The sequence below is a fragment of the Flavobacterium gelidilacus DSM 15343 genome (genome assembly GCF_000422685.1).
Classification (GTDB): Bacteria; Bacteroidota; Bacteroidia; order Flavobacteriales; family Flavobacteriaceae; genus Flavobacterium; species Flavobacterium gelidilacus.
On record NZ_KE383904.1, the window covers coordinates 91,648 to 109,320 of the forward strand.

15 protein-coding genes are annotated in these 17,673 nt (G+C 30.8%); 10 read left to right on the forward strand and 5 right to left on the reverse strand.

Features of this window, described 5'->3' with window-relative positions:
* Nucleotides 1-31 precede the first annotated feature (31 nt).
* The 5 genes from eno to G507_RS0112950 all read left to right on the forward strand — a co-directional run bounded on the left by eno (nucleotide 32) and on the right by G507_RS0112950 (nucleotide 9,057).
* Nucleotides 32-1,324: a phosphopyruvate hydratase gene (gene eno / locus G507_RS0112930; protein WP_026717880.1), complete on the forward strand. Its 1,293-nt coding sequence runs from the start codon at nucleotides 32-34 to the stop codon at nucleotides 1,322-1,324.
* Between the two features lie 193 nt (nucleotides 1,325-1,517).
* The gene (locus tag G507_RS0112935; protein WP_026717881.1) at nucleotides 1,518-3,473 is read left to right on the forward strand and encodes a tetratricopeptide repeat protein; all 1,956 of its coding nucleotides are present in this window, start codon (nucleotides 1,518-1,520) and stop codon (nucleotides 3,471-3,473) included.
* 56 nt (nucleotides 3,474-3,529) lie between these two features.
* The gene (locus G507_RS0112940) at nucleotides 3,530-4,291 is read left to right on the forward strand and encodes a LytR/AlgR family response regulator transcription factor (protein ID WP_026717882.1); all 762 of its coding nucleotides are present in this window, start codon (nucleotides 3,530-3,532) and stop codon (nucleotides 4,289-4,291) included.
* Nucleotides 4,292-4,429: 138 nt separating this feature from the next.
* A complete protein-coding gene (locus tag G507_RS0112945; RefSeq protein ID WP_084518984.1) occupies nucleotides 4,430-7,417 on the forward strand; it encodes a T9SS type A sorting domain-containing protein in 2,988 nt (995 codons plus the stop codon).
* Between the two features lie 356 nt (nucleotides 7,418-7,773).
* Nucleotides 7,774-9,057: a citrate synthase gene (locus tag G507_RS0112950; protein ID WP_026717884.1), complete on the forward strand. Its 1,284-nt coding sequence runs from the start codon at nucleotides 7,774-7,776 to the stop codon at nucleotides 9,055-9,057.
* A gap of 57 nt (nucleotides 9,058-9,114) precedes the next feature.
* On the opposite strand, the gene G507_RS0112955 is transcribed toward G507_RS0112950, so the two are convergent.
* Nucleotides 9,115-9,480: a hypothetical protein gene (locus G507_RS0112955; protein ID WP_026717885.1), complete on the reverse strand. Its 366-nt coding sequence runs from the start codon at nucleotides 9,478-9,480 to the stop codon at nucleotides 9,115-9,117.
* A gap of 151 nt (nucleotides 9,481-9,631) precedes the next feature.
* On the opposite strand from G507_RS0112955, the gene G507_RS0112960 reads away from it, so the two are divergent.
* Together G507_RS0112960 and ctlX are read left to right on the forward strand one after the other, a co-directional pair.
* Nucleotides 9,632-10,546, forward strand: coding sequence for a dimethylarginine dimethylaminohydrolase family protein (locus tag G507_RS0112960; RefSeq protein WP_026717886.1), 915 nt, complete (start codon nucleotides 9,632-9,634; stop codon nucleotides 10,544-10,546).
* Between the two features lie 55 nt (nucleotides 10,547-10,601).
* Complete coding sequence (gene ctlX, locus G507_RS0112965; RefSeq protein WP_026717887.1) at nucleotides 10,602-11,537, forward strand: citrulline utilization hydrolase CtlX; 936 nt, start codon at nucleotides 10,602-10,604, stop codon at nucleotides 11,535-11,537.
* A 78-nt stretch (nucleotides 11,538-11,615) separates the two neighbouring features.
* On the opposite strand, the gene G507_RS0112970 is transcribed toward ctlX, so the two are convergent.
* From G507_RS0112970 to G507_RS0112980, 3 genes are all read right to left on the reverse strand, one after another.
* Nucleotides 11,616-13,046, reverse strand: a complete 1,431-nt coding sequence (locus tag G507_RS0112970) for an SDR family oxidoreductase (RefSeq protein WP_026717888.1) — start codon at nucleotides 13,044-13,046, stop codon at nucleotides 11,616-11,618.
* A gap of 73 nt (nucleotides 13,047-13,119) precedes the next feature.
* Entirely contained in the window at nucleotides 13,120-13,761 is a 642-nt protein-coding gene (locus G507_RS0112975; protein ID WP_026717889.1) for a MarC family NAAT transporter, read from the reverse strand.
* Nucleotides 13,762-13,814: 53 nt separating this feature from the next.
* On the reverse strand, nucleotides 13,815-14,237 hold the full coding sequence (locus tag G507_RS0112980; protein WP_026717890.1) for a hypothetical protein: 423 nt from the start codon (nucleotides 14,235-14,237) through the stop codon (nucleotides 13,815-13,817).
* Nucleotides 14,238-14,335: 98 nt separating this feature from the next.
* Between G507_RS0112980 and G507_RS0112985 the strand changes: the two genes are divergently transcribed.
* A complete protein-coding gene (locus G507_RS0112985) occupies nucleotides 14,336-14,695 on the forward strand; it encodes a CoA-binding protein (RefSeq protein ID WP_026717891.1) in 360 nt (119 codons plus the stop codon).
* Here the strand turns inward: G507_RS0112985 and G507_RS0112990 are convergent.
* Complete coding sequence (locus G507_RS0112990) at nucleotides 14,672-16,114, reverse strand: sodium:solute symporter (protein ID WP_026717892.1); 1,443 nt, start codon at nucleotides 16,112-16,114, stop codon at nucleotides 14,672-14,674. The genes G507_RS0112985 and G507_RS0112990 overlap by 24 nt on opposite strands.
* 78 nt (nucleotides 16,115-16,192) lie before the next feature.
* Between G507_RS0112990 and recR the strand changes: the two genes are divergently transcribed.
* Nucleotides 16,193-16,813 (forward strand): recombination mediator RecR, encoded by a 621-nt coding sequence (gene recR, locus G507_RS0112995; protein WP_026717893.1) that lies wholly within the window; start codon nucleotides 16,193-16,195, stop codon nucleotides 16,811-16,813.
* Between the two features lie 70 nt (nucleotides 16,814-16,883).
* Complete coding sequence (locus tag G507_RS0113000) at nucleotides 16,884-17,672, forward strand: polysaccharide biosynthesis/export family protein (RefSeq protein WP_026717894.1); 789 nt, start codon at nucleotides 16,884-16,886, stop codon at nucleotides 17,670-17,672.
* The last annotated feature ends 1 nt before the right edge of the window (nucleotide 17,673 follow it).

The following is a 17,673-nucleotide window of genomic DNA, read 5'->3' on the forward strand; positions in this document are numbered from 1 at the left end:
TGTATACCGAATTTTAAAAAATCATTAAAAAATGAGTATAATTATCAAAGTACACGCAAGACAAATATTTGATTCTCGCGGAAATCCAACTGTAGAAGTTGATGTAATTACAGAAAACGGAGTTTTAGGACGAGCAGCTGTGCCAAGTGGTGCTTCAACAGGAGAACACGAAGCCGTTGAATTACGTGATGGAGGAAAAGCTTACTTAGGAAAAGGAGTCTTAAAAGCTGTTGAAAATGTAAATACAGATATAGCAGCAGAAGTTGTTGGAATGTCAGTTTTTGAGCAAAATTCTATTGACAAAATGATGATTGAATTAGATGGTACGCCAAATAAATCTAATTTAGGGGCGAATGCAATTTTAGGAGTTTCTTTAGCCGTTGCAAAAGCAGCAGCAAACGAATTAGGAATGCCTTTATATAGATATGTTGGTGGAGTTTCTGCTAATACGTTACCAGTTCCAATGATGAATATCATCAATGGAGGTTCTCATTCTGATGCTCCAATTGCATTTCAAGAATTTATGGTTATGCCAGTGAAAGCAAAAACGTTTACAGAAGCAATGCAAATGGGAACTGAAATTTTCCACAACCTTAAAAAAGTATTACACGATAGAGGTTTGTCAACAGCAGTTGGTGATGAAGGTGGTTTTGCTCCAAATTTAGAAGGAGGAACAGAAGACGCTTTAGACTCTATCAAATTAGCTGTTACAAATGCTGGATATACTTTTGGTGATGATGTAATGATTGCTTTAGATTGTGCTGCAGCAGAATTTTTTGTTGACGGAAAATATGATTATTCAAAATTTGAAGGACCAACAGGAAAAGTAAGAACATCAAAAGAACAAGCTGAATATTTAGCAGATTTATCAAAAAAATACCCAATCATTTCTATCGAAGACGGAATGGACGAAAACGACTGGGAAGGTTGGAAATACTTAACAGAATTAATTGGAGATAAAACACAATTAGTTGGGGATGATTTATTCGTAACAAACGTTGAAAGATTAGCTAAAGGAATTGCAAACGACACAGCCAATTCAATCTTAATTAAAGTAAACCAAATCGGAACTTTAACAGAAACAATTGCAGCTGTAAACATGGCACACAATGCTGGTTATACATCAGTAATGAGTCACCGTTCTGGAGAAACAGAAGATAACACTATTGCTGATTTAGCAGTAGCTTTAAACTGTGGCCAAATTAAAACAGGTTCAGCTTCACGTTCTGATAGAATGGCAAAATACAACCAATTATTAAGAATCGAAGAAGAATTAGCTGAAGTAGCTTATTTTCCAGGAATGAAAGCTTTTAAGCAAAAATAAGACATTAACTGTTATACTGAATTTGCTAGTGCTGAATTCATTTCAGTATTTTAGCATTTAAACCCTTCTAGAGTTTCAAACTTTAGAAGGGTTTGCTTTTTTTATCTCAAATTCTCATTCAAAACACTCAAATTCTAAATCACTATAAATTCCTAACAAGGAAATGTTACATTTGTTTATCAATAATAAATAAATGAGAACAAAAATACTTCTATATCTTTTTTTAATCATTGCAACAGTCGTTCAAGCACAAGATAAAGTGCTAGATAGCTTGCAAAATGAACTAAAAAAAGCAAAAAACGACATTGATAAAACAATAGTGCTAAATGCTATTGCAGATCAATACAAATATTCTGATCCAACTAAAATGGCTGAATACGGAAATCAAGCGTTACAATTAGCCAAAAAAATCAAATATAAAGTAGAAGAAGGGAATGCTTATTTAAACATTGGAACTTCAAACATCATTTTAGGCGATTATAAAAAAGCACTAGATAATTTTATTTTAGCTAAAGATATTTTTGAAGAAAACAACACTTCATCTACTAAAAAAGAAGTGGCTCAAGGTTTAGCCAAAGCTTATGGTAGCATGGGAATCGTTTTTTCAGAACAAAGCAATTACGCAAAAGCTCTAGAATTTTACCTAAAATCCGTGAAAATTTATGAAAGTTTAAAAGATGAAAGCAAATGCTCTAAAATCTACAACAACATTGGAGTCGTTTATAAATCTCAAAATTCGGATTTCAAAGCCTTAGAATATTTTATTAAAGCACAAAAAATTCAAGATAAATTACAAGATGTTAATGTCGGAATCACTTTAACCAATATAGCAAACATTTACCTTAAACAGAAAAGTTTAGACAAAGCTTCAGAATATTACACCTTAGCCAAAAAAGCTTTAGAGAAAAATCCAAATCCAAGAGCTTTAGGGGAATGGTACAATAATATGGGTTTGTACTATGTAGAAAAAAATCAAGATAACGAAGCAATCTCGAGTTGGAATAATTCAATTAAAACGTTCCAGAGTATTGATGATAAATTTGGTTTGGCTGATACTTATATTTTTTTAGGTCAATTTTATTTGGCGAAAAACCAATTAGATGAAGCGTTTCAAAATACTAATAAAGCATTGACTTTAGCCACTGAAATTAATGTATTAGAACAAAAAGCAGTTTCAGAAAAATTATTGAGTGAGATTTATGCTAAAAAAGGTAACTCAAATTTAGCTTTAGAACATTTTCAAAAATATAGTGTAGCAAAAGACAGTTTGACTAATGAAGAAAACATCAGAAGATCAGTTGAAGCTTCCATGAATTATGAATTTGAAAAGAAAGAATTACTACAAAAAGAAGAAAACGATAAAAGAGAATTGTTGCTAAAAGAAGAAGCTAAAAGTTCTAAATTAAAATTAATATTCGGAGCATTAATTGCTTTGTTGTTATTTGGAATTGGATTTCTAATTTACAACAGAACGCAACTTAAAAAGACTTTAACGCTACAAAAAGAATTAGCTGAATACGAACAAAAAGCTTTGCACTTACAAATGAATCCACATTTTGTATTCAATTGTTTGGGTTCAATTTCGAGTTTTATTGTGCAAAACGGAACAGATTCAGCTATAAAATATTTGTCTAAATTCTCAAAATTAATGCGATTGACTTTAGAATATTCTAAAGAATCATTAATTCCAATTGATAAAGAAATAGAAAGTTTACAAAATTATTTGGAGCTAGAACAACTACGATTTAATCACAAATTTAATTTTAACATTCAAAAAAGTGCTGATATTGAAGATGATGTAGCTTTACCGCCTTTATTAATTCAGCCTTTTGTAGAAAACGCAATAATTCATGGAGTAATCCCGAAAAAAGAAATGGGAAATATAACTATCGATTTTTCAATAAAGGATGATTCCCTAATTTGTACTATTTTAGATGACGGAATTGGAATCAATCAATCCAAGTTAAACAAAGAAAATTCGGTTGTGGCACACAAATCAATGGCTTTAGATATTATCACCAAACGATTGGAAATGATTGCTTCCTCAACATCAAAAAAAGCTACCATTGAAATTGAAGAATTAACAGAAGAAAATAAAATAACCGGAACAAAAGTGATTTTGCATTTACCCTTACAATATATAGTATAGAATTTTTTGTAAAACCTTTTAACCTTTTAAACCTAAAAACTCATAACCTTAAAATTATGATAAAAGCCATATTAATTGACGATGACCAAAACCTTAGAGAAGGAATGAAAGGTTTGTTGGAACGATTTGCTCCCAATATAGAAATCATTGGTGAAGCTGATAGTGTTGCAACTGGTATCGAAGCAATGGATACCTTAAAACCGCAAGTTGTGTTTTTGGATATTCAATTAAATGACGGGACAGGTTTTGATATTTTGGAACAATTAGCGGTCAAAAATGGAACTATTAAGTCGAACATCGTTTTTATTACGGCACACGAACAATATGCCATAAAAGCATTTCGATTTAGTGCTTTAGATTTTTTACTGAAACCAGTTGATCCAGATGAATTACAAAAAGTGATTGTAAAAATAGAATCCGTTTTAGAGAAAACTAATGATTATGCTCACATTGATTTGTTGTTGGAAAACATCAGAAAAAAGGTTGATAATTTTAAGCGAATAGCACTTTCTACTTCAGATGGAATTCATTTGTTTGATATTAGTGATATTATTCGATGTGAAAGCGAAGACAATTATACCAAGTTTTATATTAAAAATAGTAAACCAGTAATGATTTCAAAAACCTTGAAAGAATATGAAGAACTATTAACCGAACACGGATTTGAACGCATACATCAATCGCATTTAATTAATTTGAATTATTTAAAATCTTATATTAAAAAAGAGGGTGGTTATGTAATTATGGCTGATGAAAGTCATTTACCTATTTCGCAACGAAAACGAGAACGTTTACAAGAAATCTTGAAAACCATATAAAATATTTGTCATTCTGAACTCGTTTCAGAATCTAAGAATCTAAACACAAACGCGAATTCTAATTGAAAACACGCATTTACTCATTGAGTAATAAAAAATAAATAAAACAGTATTAAATTTATACAAAATATAGAAATCATGAGAAAAATACTTTACATATTCTTGCTAGGATATTCCTATTTCGCAATGGCTCAATCACCATCAATTATAAATCCAACACCATTATCAGTTTGCGACACTAACAACGATGGATTAGAGCCGTTTGATTTGACATCTAAAAATGCTGAAATTTTAGGCACTTTGAATCCAGCTACATTTTCAGTGAGTTATCATGCATCTAATGTAGGTTCATTTCTCAATAATAATGTGATTTCGAGTCCCTACATAAACACAACTTCAGGAAGTCAAACTATTTTTGTAAGGGTACAAAACAATAGCAATCCAAGTAGTTTTTCAACTACAAGTTTACAACTAATTGTAAACACAATTGCAATTAATAACAACATTCCGGCTTATGCTATTTATGAAAATCCATTTGATGGCTTTGCTAATTTTGATTTAACTTCTCGAAATGGCTTAGTGTCTACAAATACAAATCATCAGATTACCTACTTTTCAACGCAAGCAGATGCTTTTAATGTAACTAATCAAATAGCAAATCCAACTTCATTCACGGGAAGTAATTTGCAAACCATTTGGTTTCGTGTAACCGATAATGTTTCCAATTGTTTTGTAGTAAGAAGTTATGTGTTAAAAGTTTTTGATTCATCAGTTGTAGTAAATATTCCAGATCCAAAATTTAAAGCACGACTGCTTGCAGCTTCACCAACGGAACTAATTGCTAGTAGTGGTCCAAATACGTGGATAACACTTGATGCTAATAGCGATGGCGAAATTCAGGTAAGTGAAGCTTTACAAGTTACTTATTTTCGATTAAGTGGCTTTTATATACAAGATAGTGAAAAGATTACTTCTTTAGAAGGTATTAATGCTTTTACAAATTTAACTCGATTAGAATGTAATAATAATTTTTTACAGTCTTTAAATATAGATTCATTAGTAAACTTAGAATATTTAGCATGCTCATTTAATAATTTGTCCTCTTTAACTTTACAAAATTTTTTAAATTTAGAGGAGCTAGCTTGTGGTGCCAATCCAATAATAAATTTAAATCTTCAAAATCTTCCTAATTTAAAAAACTTAGATTGTGGAGGAATATTACAAACTACATTAGATGTAACTCAACTTAATAGTTTAATAAATTTAGATTGCCAAAATTCTCAATTAACTTCATTAAATGTACAAGGATTATCAAATTTAGGATATTTAAATTGTTCTAACAATTTGTTATCATCTATCAATTTACAAGGCACTTCAATTGGTGGTTTTTATGTGACGAACAATCAACTAACTTCACTTAATTTGCAACAAATACCAAATGTTGTAGAATTGGTATTAAATAACAATCTACTAACTGACATAAATGTAGATGGTCTAAATTTTTTAAATAGGTTAGAGTGCAACAATAACTTGATTACCACCCTTAATATTGAAAGTGTAACAGATTATTTTCAAATATTAAGATGTAGTGAAAACAGTCTTTTAGAAACCATATTCATTAAAAATGGTATTGATGAATTTATTTGGGCAGCAAATTGTCCAAATCTACAATACATTTGTGCCGATGAATCACAAATTCAAAGTATTCAATTAGGTAATGCGGGTTTGGGAAATCCTAATGATTATGTTCTAAATTCCTATTGCACTTTTTTACCCGGTGGAAACTACAACACCATAAAAGGAAAAATAATTTTCGATGCTAATTCAAATGGTTGTGATATACAAGATTTACCACAACCAAATATTAGAATTGACATCAACGATGGAACAAATCAAGGAGCTGCTTTTTCTAGTTTTATTGGAAATTATGGTTTTTACACGCAAGATGGAACTTTTACAGTAACTCCAAGTATCGAAAATCCAAATTGGTTTACCATTTCCCCTAGTATTGCAACCATACCCTTTGTAGACATCAATAACAATGAAGTTATTCAAGATTTTTGTATTACTCCAAATGGGTTTCATCCTGATTTAGAAATTGTGATTGCACCAATTTTTCCATCTCGTTCAGGTCAAGATGCAGTTTATCAACTAGTTTATAAAAATAAAGGCAATCAAACCTTAAGTCAAGTAGATGGTATAACTTTAAATTACAATCAAAATTTAATGGATTTTATTTCTTCTACTTTTACACCATCACAAAATGCTTTAGGTCAATTAAAATGGAGTTATTCTAATTTAATACCATTTGAAAGTAGAAGTTTTGAGGTTAAATTCAATATCAATTCAACAACAGATATTGTTCCTGTCAATAGTGGTGATGTGTTGCTTTTTTCTACTTCAATTGAACCCATAGTTGGAGATGAGACGGTTTTAGATAATACTTATGTCTACAATGAAACTGTAGTAGATTCTTTTATAACAAACACTATTACTTGCGTAGAAGGATCAAATGCTCCGTTGACTGTAATTGGGGATTATTTACATTACATAATTAATTTTGAAAATACAGGAACAGCTGTTGCTAATAATATTGTTTTAAGAATGGATATTAATGAAGCTCATTTTGAAATTAACACCTTACAAATATTAAATACCTCACATGATTGTTACACAAGAATTTCTGGGAATATTGTTGAATTTATTCTTGAAAATGCAATGCTAGATACAGGAGGTCATGGCAATATTTTATTAAAAATTAAAACCGATGATACTTTGCAATCAAGTGATACAATTACTAATCAAGCCAGAATTTTTTATGATTATAATTTTCCAATAGTTACAAATTTAGCCAATACAACTTTTCAAGTATTAAGTAATTCTGTTGTAACAATTGATAACTCTGTAGGGATTAATCCAAATCCTTCAAAAGATATTGTAAACATAAAAGCAAATTCAACAATTAATTCCATAGAAATATATGATATGCAAGGAAGAATAATTCAAACTAAAATCACAAACCAAAACATCGAAGCAGTAGATATTTCAAATTACACAAACGGAATTTATTTTCTAATGATAAAAACAGAAACAGGTCAAAAAGTAGAAAAATTAATTAAAGAATAAAAAATATAATTGTTTGTTAATTACCCTCTCAGTTCTTCATAAGCTGTGAGGGTTCGTTTTTTTAAATCAATTTTAAAGATGGAGAAAAAAAAGTTTTACTTTTCTACTTAAAATATTTTTTTACTAAAAACTTTATAAATTTCTGCGTTAAAATTCATGTTCCTAAATAAAACTAAAGTTAAAAGTTTTTAAATATTTGAATTGTTAAAAGTCATAATAAAACAGAAATATATACCAACTTTGCAATTTTATAGAATAATTAACGAAATGTAGTTCATTTTTCCTTTTTAATTAACAAGTAATTCAGTAATTTTGTGGGATTGATTAATTTACAAGAAAAAAACACCAATACTATTATGTCAAAAACGGCTACATTAGAAATAGATGGCAAAAAATATGAGTTTCCAATAATTGTTGGAACAGAAAATGAAGTTGCTATTGAAATAGGTACATTGAGAAGTGCTACCGGAGCAATTACAATTGATCCAGGATATAAAAATACAGGTTCGTGTAAAAGCGAAATTACTTTTTTAGATGGTGAAGAAGGAATATTGCGTTACAGAGGATATTCAATCGAAGAATTAGCAGAAAAAGCTGATTTTTTAGAAGTATCTTATTTGTTGATTTTTGGGGAATTACCAAAAAAAGCAGAGTTAGAAAAATTTGAAAACGATATTAGAAAGCATACGTTAGTTAATGAAGAAATGAAAAACATCATTGATGGTTTTCCAAAAACAGCTCATCCAATGGGTGTTTTAGCGGCTTTGACTTCTGCATTAACAGCTTTTAATCCAAAACCAGTTAATCCAAATAACGAAAAAGAAATGTATGATGCTGTTTGTAAAACAATGGCAAAATTCTTAGTAATCGCTACTTGGACGTACAGAAAGTCTATGGGTTTACCTTTAAATTATTACGATAACACAAAAGGATATGTAGAAAACTTCATGCGAATGATGTTCGAAGTTCCAACACAACCTTACAAGTTTGACAAAAAAGTAATTGATGCTTTAGATAAATTATTTATCCTTCATGCAGATCATGAGCAAAACTGTTCTACATCTACAGTTAGGATAGTTGGTTCTTCTCATGCTGGATTGTTTGCCTCAATTTCTGCTGGAGTTTCTGCACTTTGGGGGCCTTTGCATGGTGGAGCAAATCAAGCGGTGTTAGAAATGTTAGAAGAAATTCATAACAACGGTGGTGATGTTGCAAAATATGTTTTAAAAGCAAAAGACAAAGATGATTCATTCCGTTTAATGGGATTTGGTCATAGAGTTTATAAAAACTTTGATCCAAGAGCAACAATAATCAAACAAGCTGCTAATGATGTTTTAGATGCCTTAGGTGTTGACGACCCATTATTAGACATTGCAAGAGAATTAGAAAAAGTGGCTTTAGAAGACGAATATTTCAAAACAAGAAATTTATATCCAAACGTTGATTTCTATTCAGGAATCATTTATCGTGCTATGGGAATTCCTGTTGGAATGTTTACAGTTCTTTTTGCCATTGGACGTTTACCAGGTTGGATCGCACAATGGAAAGAAATGCGTTTAAACGGGGAACCAATCGGAAGACCAAGACAAGTTTATACAGGTCATACATTAAGACCTTTTACTGAAGAGAAAAACAGATAAAAACAAAAAATCCCGTTTCAATTTGAAACGGGATTTTTTTATATCTTAAAAAAAGAATTAATCAGCTTGTTCGAAATTATCTTTTTTACCTCTTAAATCATCTATTTTATCCTCAGCTTTATCTACAAAATTTGAAGCAGCTTCTTTTGCGTCATCAGCTTTTTCTTCTACCCATTCTGATGCATCTTCTAATTTTTCTTTTGCAGTTTCAACAAAACCAGACACCTTTTCACCTACACCCATTTCGTCTAATTTTTCAGAGGCATCATCAATAAGACCAGATGCTTTTTCTTTTAAATCACCAGCCACATCGGTTGCTTTGTCAATAGCATTTTCTGCCATGTCTTCAACTTTGTCACTTACACTGTCGATAGTTCCTTTTGCTTTTCCAAAAAGTGAACCAAAAAAACTTGAAATTCCCATAATTAATTTGTTATTTGTTTTTAGTTAATCAAATGTAAATAAAAGATTTAAATAATATCGTTATTTAATAACTATGTGGAAAATTAAACAATTTTATCGTTTAAATGCACATGCAGTTATTTATCTTTGCACAATGTCAAAAAGCAAATCTATGTTAGAATTAAATGTTAAAAATGAATCATCGCGATTAAGAGCAGTAGTTTTAGGCTCTGCAACAAGTAATGGTCCAACACCATCGGTAGAAGAAGCTTATGATCCAAAATCATTAGAGCATATCTTAGCAGGAACATATCCTGTAGAAGAAGATATGGTTAAAGAAATGGAAGCTTTTAATCAAGTTTTTCAAAAATATGATGTCAAAGTTTTTCGTCCAGAGATGATAGAAGATTACAATCAAATTTTTACAAGAGATATTGGTTTTGTAATTGAAGACACTTTCATTAAAGCCAATATTCTTCCAGATAGAGAAAGAGAATTAGACGCTATTCAGTATGTAATAGATCAAATTGATCCAAAAAAAGTAGTTCGTCCACCAGAAGAAGTCCACATTGAAGGTGGTGATGTAATGGTATGGAACGATTATATTTTTATAGGAACCTATAAAGGGTCAGATTACAAAGACTATATCACAGCTAGAACAAATATGGCTGGAGTAAAGTATATCAAAGAATTGTTTCCAAATAAAATTGTAAAAGAATTTGATTTAGTAAAGTCAAAAATTGAAGCCAAAGACAATGCTTTACACCTGGATTGCTGTTTTCAACCAGTAGGAACGGATAAAGGAATCATTTACAAAAGTGGTTTTCGCGAAGAAGCAGATTACATGTATTTAGTCAAACTTTTCGGAAAAGAAAATTTATTTCACATTACACGTGATGAAATGTATAACATGAATTCAAATATTTTTTCAATTGCACCAGATGTTGTGGTCTCAGAAAAAAACTTCACGAGACTAAATACTTGGTTAAGAGAAAAAGGAATTACTGTAGAAGAAATTCCGTATGCTGAAATTGCAAAACAAGAAGGCTTATTAAGATGTTCAACTTTACCACTAATTAGAGATTAAAATTAAATAGATAAATGTACAGTCATTGCAATGCAACGACTCAACAAAATAAAACATGAAACAAACAACAAATTCAATCTTAATGATTCGTCCAGTGGCTTTTCGTATGAACGAACAAACAGCTGTAAATAATTATTACCAAAAAGTATTAGACGGATTAACTCCGGAAAACGTAAACGCAAAAGCGCAAGAAGAGTTCGATACTTTTGTACAAAAACTAAAAATGGTTGGTGTCGATGTAACCGTTGTCGATGATACTAAAAATCCAGACACACCAGATAGTATTTTTCCAAACAATTGGGTTTCTTTTCACGAAAATGGTGATGTAGCCTTATATCCAATGTTTGCTGAAAATCGTCGTGCAGAACGAAGAGAAGATATCTTAGATTTATTAGAAGATAAAGGATTTAAATTAAATGACATTGTTGATTATACGTCAGCAGAAGAAGACGAAATTTTCTTGGAAGGAACAGGAAGTCTTTTGTTAGATAGAGCTAACGGTAAAGCATATTGTGCTTTATCGCCAAGAGCTGATGAAGAATTAATGATTGAATTCTGTGAAGATTTTGACATGGGACCCGTTATTTTTGAAGCTTATCAAACAGTTGATGGTGAAAGAAAACTAATCTATCATACCAATGTAATGATGTGCTTAGGAGAAACTTTTGTCGTAATTTGTTCAGATTGTATTGATGATAAAAGCGAAAGAAAACAAGTCTTAAAAAGTTTAAAAGACGACGGAAAAGAAATTATTTTAATTACAGAAGATCAAGTAAATAACTTTGCGGGTAACATGTTGCAATTAAAAGGAACAGACGATAAAAGTTATTTAGTAATGAGTAAATCAGCTCATGAAAGTTTAACGCCAGAGCAAATTGAAAAATTAGAAAAACATGCTACCATTTTAAGTTCAAGTTTAGATACTATTGAAGCTTGTGGTGGTGGAAGTGCTCGTTGCATGATGGCTGAAATTTTTCTTCCTAAAAAATAAAGTTAAAAATAATTCAAGACTAAAATTCCAAATTCCAAATATCTAAATTGGAGTTTGGAATTTTTATTTTTTGGAATTTTATGAAGTTGTTTTCGCAATATTCCTTATCATTCCACCAAAAATAAAATAGTGAAACGGAACTAAACTATACCAATACAACCTTCCAAATAAACCTTTGGGTCTAAAAGTCGCAATTTGGTGTAAAACATTGTTTTCATCAATTCTAAACTCTAACCAAGCTTCACCAGGCAAACGCATTTCAGCAAACAATAACAATCTTTTTTCTTTTTTATCGGCTAATAAAACACGCCAAAAATCTAGAGAATCACCAGAGGCAATTTCATTTAAATGGGTTCGCCCTCTTTGCAAGCCAACACCACCGACTACTTTATCCATGAAACCTCTAATTTCCCAAAGCCAATTGCCATAATACCAACCTTTTTCACCACCAATAGACCAAATATTTTCTAATACTTTTTCTGGATTTTCAATTTGAATTGATTTCTCATCTTTTAAACAACCATAAGTTGGAACCTGAATGTAACCGCTTAAATCTTCTTTAAATCGACCACTTACCAAGCTGTCTTTCCAACTTGAAACCACTAAATTTTGTTCAATTTTCAAAAAGGCTAATTTGATGGCTTCAACATACGAAATGGGTTGTACGTTTAAGATGTCGCGTAAACGATTGTCTTTACAAACAACTTCCATGCGCATGCTATCTACTAGATTTACAGCTAATTTATAAGATGTTGAGGTGACAAAATACAACCAATAAGAAGATAGTTTTGGGGTCATAACCGGTATAGTATAGATCCAAAGTTTTATCTTTCTGGTCTTAGCATAGGAAAGCATCATTTGCTTGTAAGTAATAATATCTGGTCCACCAATATCAAAGGAATCATCATAGCATTTTTCATTCAACATAACGCCAATTAAATACTGAATCACATCGCGTATAGCAATAGGTTGAGATTTTGTCAAAACCCATTTTGGAGTAATCATTAAAGGCAGTTTTTCGCACAAATCCCTAATAATTTCAAAAGAAGAACTTCCAGAGCCAACAATTATGGCAGCTCTTAAAACGGTAGTTTTAAAATTCCCTTCATATAAAATTTCTTCTACGTTTAACCTCGATTGCAAGTGTTTGGAAAGGGTGTCTTGGTTGACAATTCCACTAAGATAAACAACTTGCTTTACACCAATTTCATCTAAATAAGTATTAAAATTTTTAGCGGCTTTAGATTCTAATTCATCAAATTTATCAGTAGAAGAGGACATAGAATGAATCAGGTAAAAAGCAACATCAAACTTAGCAGGGAGATTTTCAAGGGATGGTTCTTCTAAGAAGTCAAGTTCCCAGATAGTTATTTTGGCAAGCGTTGCGGCATCAAGTCCAAGTCTGTTTTTATTTCTTACACAACAGACCACTTCATGACCGTTGTTTAGTAATTCAGGTAAAAGTCTTTTGCCAACATAACCATTTGCACCAGTAAGAAGAATTCGCATTGTTTTTAAATTTTCTTAAAGTTAAGAAAAAAAAGAAATAATAGCGTTTGATTTAATAAAATTTGGCAATTGTTTACACACCTCTTACAATGCTCAAAATAGCACTTATAATGTATTGAATTCCAATAGCAATAGTTAAGAAGCCTACAATCCTAGAAATAGCAACAATTCCAGAGGCACCTAAGATTCTAGATAAAAAATAAGCACTTCTTAAGATTAAATAGATGCTCAAGGCAACCGCTAAAATAGCAAAACAAGAACTCAGAATTTCATAAGTAGTAATCATTTTGTCAGATTCTTTTAATTGCTGATAAAAAGCAATTAATAAAGACATGGATCCTGGACCAGCAAGCATTGGCATGGCTAAAGGAGTTAATGCAATATCACTTCTTTCTTGTGCTTCCTCTTCTGCTTTTTTATTAATTCCTTTGTTTTTACTGAATTTACCATTCAACAAGCCAAAACCTGAATTAGTAATAATAATTCCACCAGCAATTTTTAAAGCAGTTATGGTAATTCCAAAAAAAGATAAAACATATTGTCCAACAAAAAAAGCAATCATTAAAATGATAAACACATTAATGGCTGTCCATAAAGAGGTCTTGGAAAGTTCACCTTTAGTGTATCCTTCAGTTAATCCTACAAATATAGGAACAGTTCCAATAGGGTTTAAAACTGAAAATAATGCAGCAAATAAGAGTAAGAATACTTCCATTTATTTTTTTTACAAATGTAGTATAAATAGTTTTATTTCGTTTTATTAAAACATTAATTTATGAATTCGTAAGGTTGTTTCATTTTTTGATTGTCAACTTTATTCATGAATTCCTTTATTTTTTTGACATTTTTTGAAGTATCAATGCTTATAAAATGATGATCAATGTGGAAGGTAATCAAATTACCAGGTTTAAAAACCACTAGTTTATAAAAAGGGATGACTAAGGCATAAACTTCTAATTGCGATTGAAAACCAATTATAATTCCATTAGGTCTTATCTCTACATTAGCGTGTTTTGTCGCGTTGTTTTTGTTTAAAATCAATCCGATTTCCTGACTAGCTTTTGTGATCAGTAATCTCGGTGAACCAACCCCTCTCAGTTTTATGTTTTCTAGAAGTCCGAAAGGTTTTCCCACTAAATCATTAATGGTTTTCTTGATTTTTTTGTCGTTGTGTGAAATGTTAAAAAGCATTTTTATTTAAAATTAATTATAAAATTAAAGTTAAATACAACAGTTAGGAAATATTTATAAATTGTTTATTCGTATTTTTGTGCCATTAAAAAACAGATATGAAAAAGACATTAGTAATTGGAGCCTCAACAAATCCAGAAAGATATAGTTTTAAAGCCATTAATAGTTTAGTAGAACACAACCATACGGTAGTAGCAATTGGTCAAAAAGTTGGCGAAGTAGCTGGAGTAACTATTCAAGCAAAAGCAATTCCTGCAACAAAAATACATACTGTTTCTTTGTACCTTAATGCAGTAGCTCAAAGAGATTATTACAATTACATTATTGGTTTAACGCCAAAAAGAGTTTTGTTTAATCCAGGTACAGAAAACCCTGAATTTTATCAATTGCTTAAAGCAAACAGCATTAAATATGAAGAAGCTTGTACCTTAGTTTTACTTTCTACGAATCAATATTAAGCCAAGGAAAGTTAAAAAACCATTTACCATTAAGATTTCAAAGCCAAAGGTGTAATTAAACCAAACTTCACCGTAAGCATTTAATAAAAGAGAGATTAGTACAGCTAGTATAGCTACAATAGGTACTAATTTGTCTTTTACATTCCATTTGGTAAATAACCCAAAACTGTATAGTCCTAGTAAAGGACCATAAGTGAATCCTGCGAATTTTAATACTTTGTCAATGATGCTTACATCATTAAATCCATATTTGAAAACCATTATAACAAGTATGGAAATCACCACAAATAGCAAGTGAATTTTCTTTCTAACGGCAACTTGTTTTGCAGCGTCGTATCTTTTCTCAATATTCAAAATATCAATACTAAAAGATGTAGTTAAAGAAGTTAATGCACTGTCTGCAGATGAAAAAGCAGCAGCTATAAGGCCAAGAATAAAACTAAAAGCAACTACAACGCCAAGATAATTGTTAGCTAAAACAGCAAACAATTGATCTTTGTGAGCATCAATTCCGTTTTTCAAAGCGTATTCTGTAAATAACAACCCTAATACTAAGAATAGAAAGTTTACAAAGGTTAAGACAATCGTAAACCAAAACATATTCTTTTGGGCATCTTTTAAACTTTTACAAGTTAAATTTTTCTGCATCATATCTTGGTCTAAACCTGTCATCACAATTGCAATAAAAGCACCTGAGAAAAATTGTTTCCAAAAATATTTTGGCGAACTTAAATCGTCAAAGAAAAAGGTCTTAGAAAAATCACTATCAGCAACATAAGATGAGATAGAAGAAATATTCAAGCCTAAATCTTGAGAAACAACGACAATACAAATCACAACCGAAACTAACATGAACAAGGTCTGTAAAGTATCAGTCCAAATAATGGTTTTTATGCCTGATTTATTAGTGTAAACCCAAATTAAGAAAATTATAGAAGTAACGGTTATCCAATACGGAATACCAAGCGGTTCAAAAACTAAAGTTTGCAAAACATCAGCCACTAATAAAAGCCTTAAGTTCGACCCAACAGTTCTTGAAACGATAAAAAACCAAGCCCCAGTTTTATAAGAGTAATTTCCAAAACGTTCATCTAAATAAGTATAGATAGAGGTCAATTGTAATTTATAATATAAAGGAAGTAGTACAGTGGCAATAATAAAATAACCTAAAATATATCCAATTACAATTTGAAAGTAAGCAAATTGAGCGGCTTCCACTTTTCCAGGAACAGAAATAAAGGTCACACCAGAAAGTGAAGCTCCAATCATTCCAAAAGCTACCAAATACCAAGGAGATTGTCGGTTGGCTTTAAAAAAAGTATCATTATTTTCTTCTGATTTTCTTCCTGTAAAGTACGAAAACAAAATAAGTACAGTAAAATAAGCAAGTACAAGAAGTAAAATGGATATAGGTTGCATGGGGTTAGTTTTTTGCACAAAAATAATAGAATAAAATTAAGTACAAATTTTTTATTGAAATAACTATATTTGTAACGTATGGAATTATCATCAAAGAAATTAGAAAAGGCCGTAAATGAAATGGCTCAATTGCCCGGAATAGGGAAACGAACAGCCTTGCGCTTAGTCCTTCATTTATTAAAACAACCCAAAGAACAAACGCAGTTTTTAACCGAAGCCTTGCAACACATGCGTCTAGAAATTAAGTTTTGCAACAATTGCAATACTTTGTCGGATAATGATGTTTGTGATATTTGTTTAAATCCAAAAAGAGATAAATCTATAATTTGTGTGGTGGAAGACATTCGAGATGTAATGGCTATCGAAAACACAGGTTTATACAAAGGATTATACCATGTTTTAGGAGGTAGAATTTCACCAATAGATGGAGTTGGTCCCTCACAATTAAGTATTTTTCCTATTGTAGAAAAAGTAAAATTAGGAGAAGTAAAAGAGTTGATTTTTGCCTTAAGTTCAACCATGGAAGGCGATACCACAAATTTCTACATCTACAAACAAATTCAAGACTATCAAATTAATGTCTCAACAATTGCACGAGGAATAGCTATTGGAGACGAACTAGAATATACAGATGAAGTAACACTTGGAAGAAGTTTATTACACAGAATTCCATTTGAAATGTCCATAAAAAACGTTTAACAGTTTAATAGTGTTATATTTATTACTCTTTTAAAGGTTTTGTTTATATTTGCCTACTAATTTCTAAGGAATGAGAATTTTAAAGTTTTTTATACTATTTATTGTCGCAACATCATTGTTTTCGTGTATTCCAAACAAAGATTTGATTTATCTTCAAGATTATGGAAATAAACCAGAAGGAATCACAATAAATGAATTTGATGCTAAGCCTTATAGAGTTCAAGTCAACGATATTTTAAGTATAAATATAAAAGCATTAGACCCAAAACTAGTTGCTATGTTTAGTGCGTCATCACAGTCAAATCAGATGCCAAGTCCACAAACTATATATTTTTCTGGATATAATGTAAACCAACACGGCAATATTAGAATTCCAGTTTTAGGAGAAATTAATGTTTTAGGATTTACAATAGAAGAAATAAGAGCCGCTGTAGAAAAGAAATTAACAGATGAATATTTTACAGCAGAAGCTAGAATTTTTGTTACCGTAAAGTTAGCTGGTTTTAATTATACAATCAACGGAGAAATAGCAAAGCCAGGAACTCAAGTGTTGTTTCAAGAAAAGGTTACGATTCTAGAAGCTATTGCCAATGCGGGTGATATAAATCTAACAGGTAATAGAAAAGAAGTCCAAATATTAAGAAAACAACCGCATGGTTTTGAAATGTTTTCACTAGATTTAACAGACGCAACTATTGTAAATTCACCTAATTTTTACATTCAGCCTAATGATTACATTATTGTGAAACCATTGAGACAAAAATCATGGGGAACAGGAACAACTGGTATACAAACACTGGGTACAATAATTACAGCCTTATCTTTAGTTACAACTACAATTTTATTGATTAGAAATTAAC

Excerpts from the sequence above, each read along its gene's own strand:
- eno (WP_026717880.1), top strand. The coding sequence starts at position 32 with ATGAGTATAATTATCAAAGTACACGCAAGACAAATATTTGATTCTCGC.
- G507_RS0112935 (WP_026717881.1), top strand. The coding sequence starts at position 1,518 with ATGAGAACAAAAATACTTCTATATCTTTTTTTAATCATTGCAACAGTC.
- G507_RS0112940 (WP_026717882.1), top strand. The coding sequence starts at position 3,530 with ATGATAAAAGCCATATTAATTGACGATGACCAAAACCTTAGAGAAGGA.
- G507_RS0112945 (WP_084518984.1), top strand. The coding sequence starts at position 4,430 with ATGAGAAAAATACTTTACATATTCTTGCTAGGATATTCCTATTTCGCA.
- G507_RS0112950 (WP_026717884.1), top strand. The coding sequence starts at position 7,774 with ATGTCAAAAACGGCTACATTAGAAATAGATGGCAAAAAATATGAGTTT.
- G507_RS0112955 (WP_026717885.1), bottom strand. The coding sequence starts at position 9,480 with ATGGGAATTTCAAGTTTTTTTGGTTCACTTTTTGGAAAAGCAAAAGGA.
- G507_RS0112960 (WP_026717886.1), top strand. The coding sequence starts at position 9,632 with ATGTTAGAATTAAATGTTAAAAATGAATCATCGCGATTAAGAGCAGTA.
- ctlX (WP_026717887.1), top strand. The coding sequence starts at position 10,602 with ATGAAACAAACAACAAATTCAATCTTAATGATTCGTCCAGTGGCTTTT.
- G507_RS0112970 (WP_026717888.1), bottom strand. The coding sequence starts at position 13,046 with ATGCGAATTCTTCTTACTGGTGCAAATGGTTATGTTGGCAAAAGACTT.
- G507_RS0112975 (WP_026717889.1), bottom strand. The coding sequence starts at position 13,761 with ATGGAAGTATTCTTACTCTTATTTGCTGCATTATTTTCAGTTTTAAAC.
- G507_RS0112980 (WP_026717890.1), bottom strand. The coding sequence starts at position 14,237 with ATGCTTTTTAACATTTCACACAACGACAAAAAAATCAAGAAAACCATT.
- G507_RS0112985 (WP_026717891.1), top strand. The coding sequence starts at position 14,336 with ATGAAAAAGACATTAGTAATTGGAGCCTCAACAAATCCAGAAAGATAT.
- G507_RS0112990 (WP_026717892.1), bottom strand. The coding sequence starts at position 16,114 with ATGCAACCTATATCCATTTTACTTCTTGTACTTGCTTATTTTACTGTA.
- recR (WP_026717893.1), top strand. The coding sequence starts at position 16,193 with ATGGAATTATCATCAAAGAAATTAGAAAAGGCCGTAAATGAAATGGCT.
- G507_RS0113000 (WP_026717894.1), top strand. The coding sequence starts at position 16,884 with ATGAGAATTTTAAAGTTTTTTATACTATTTATTGTCGCAACATCATTG.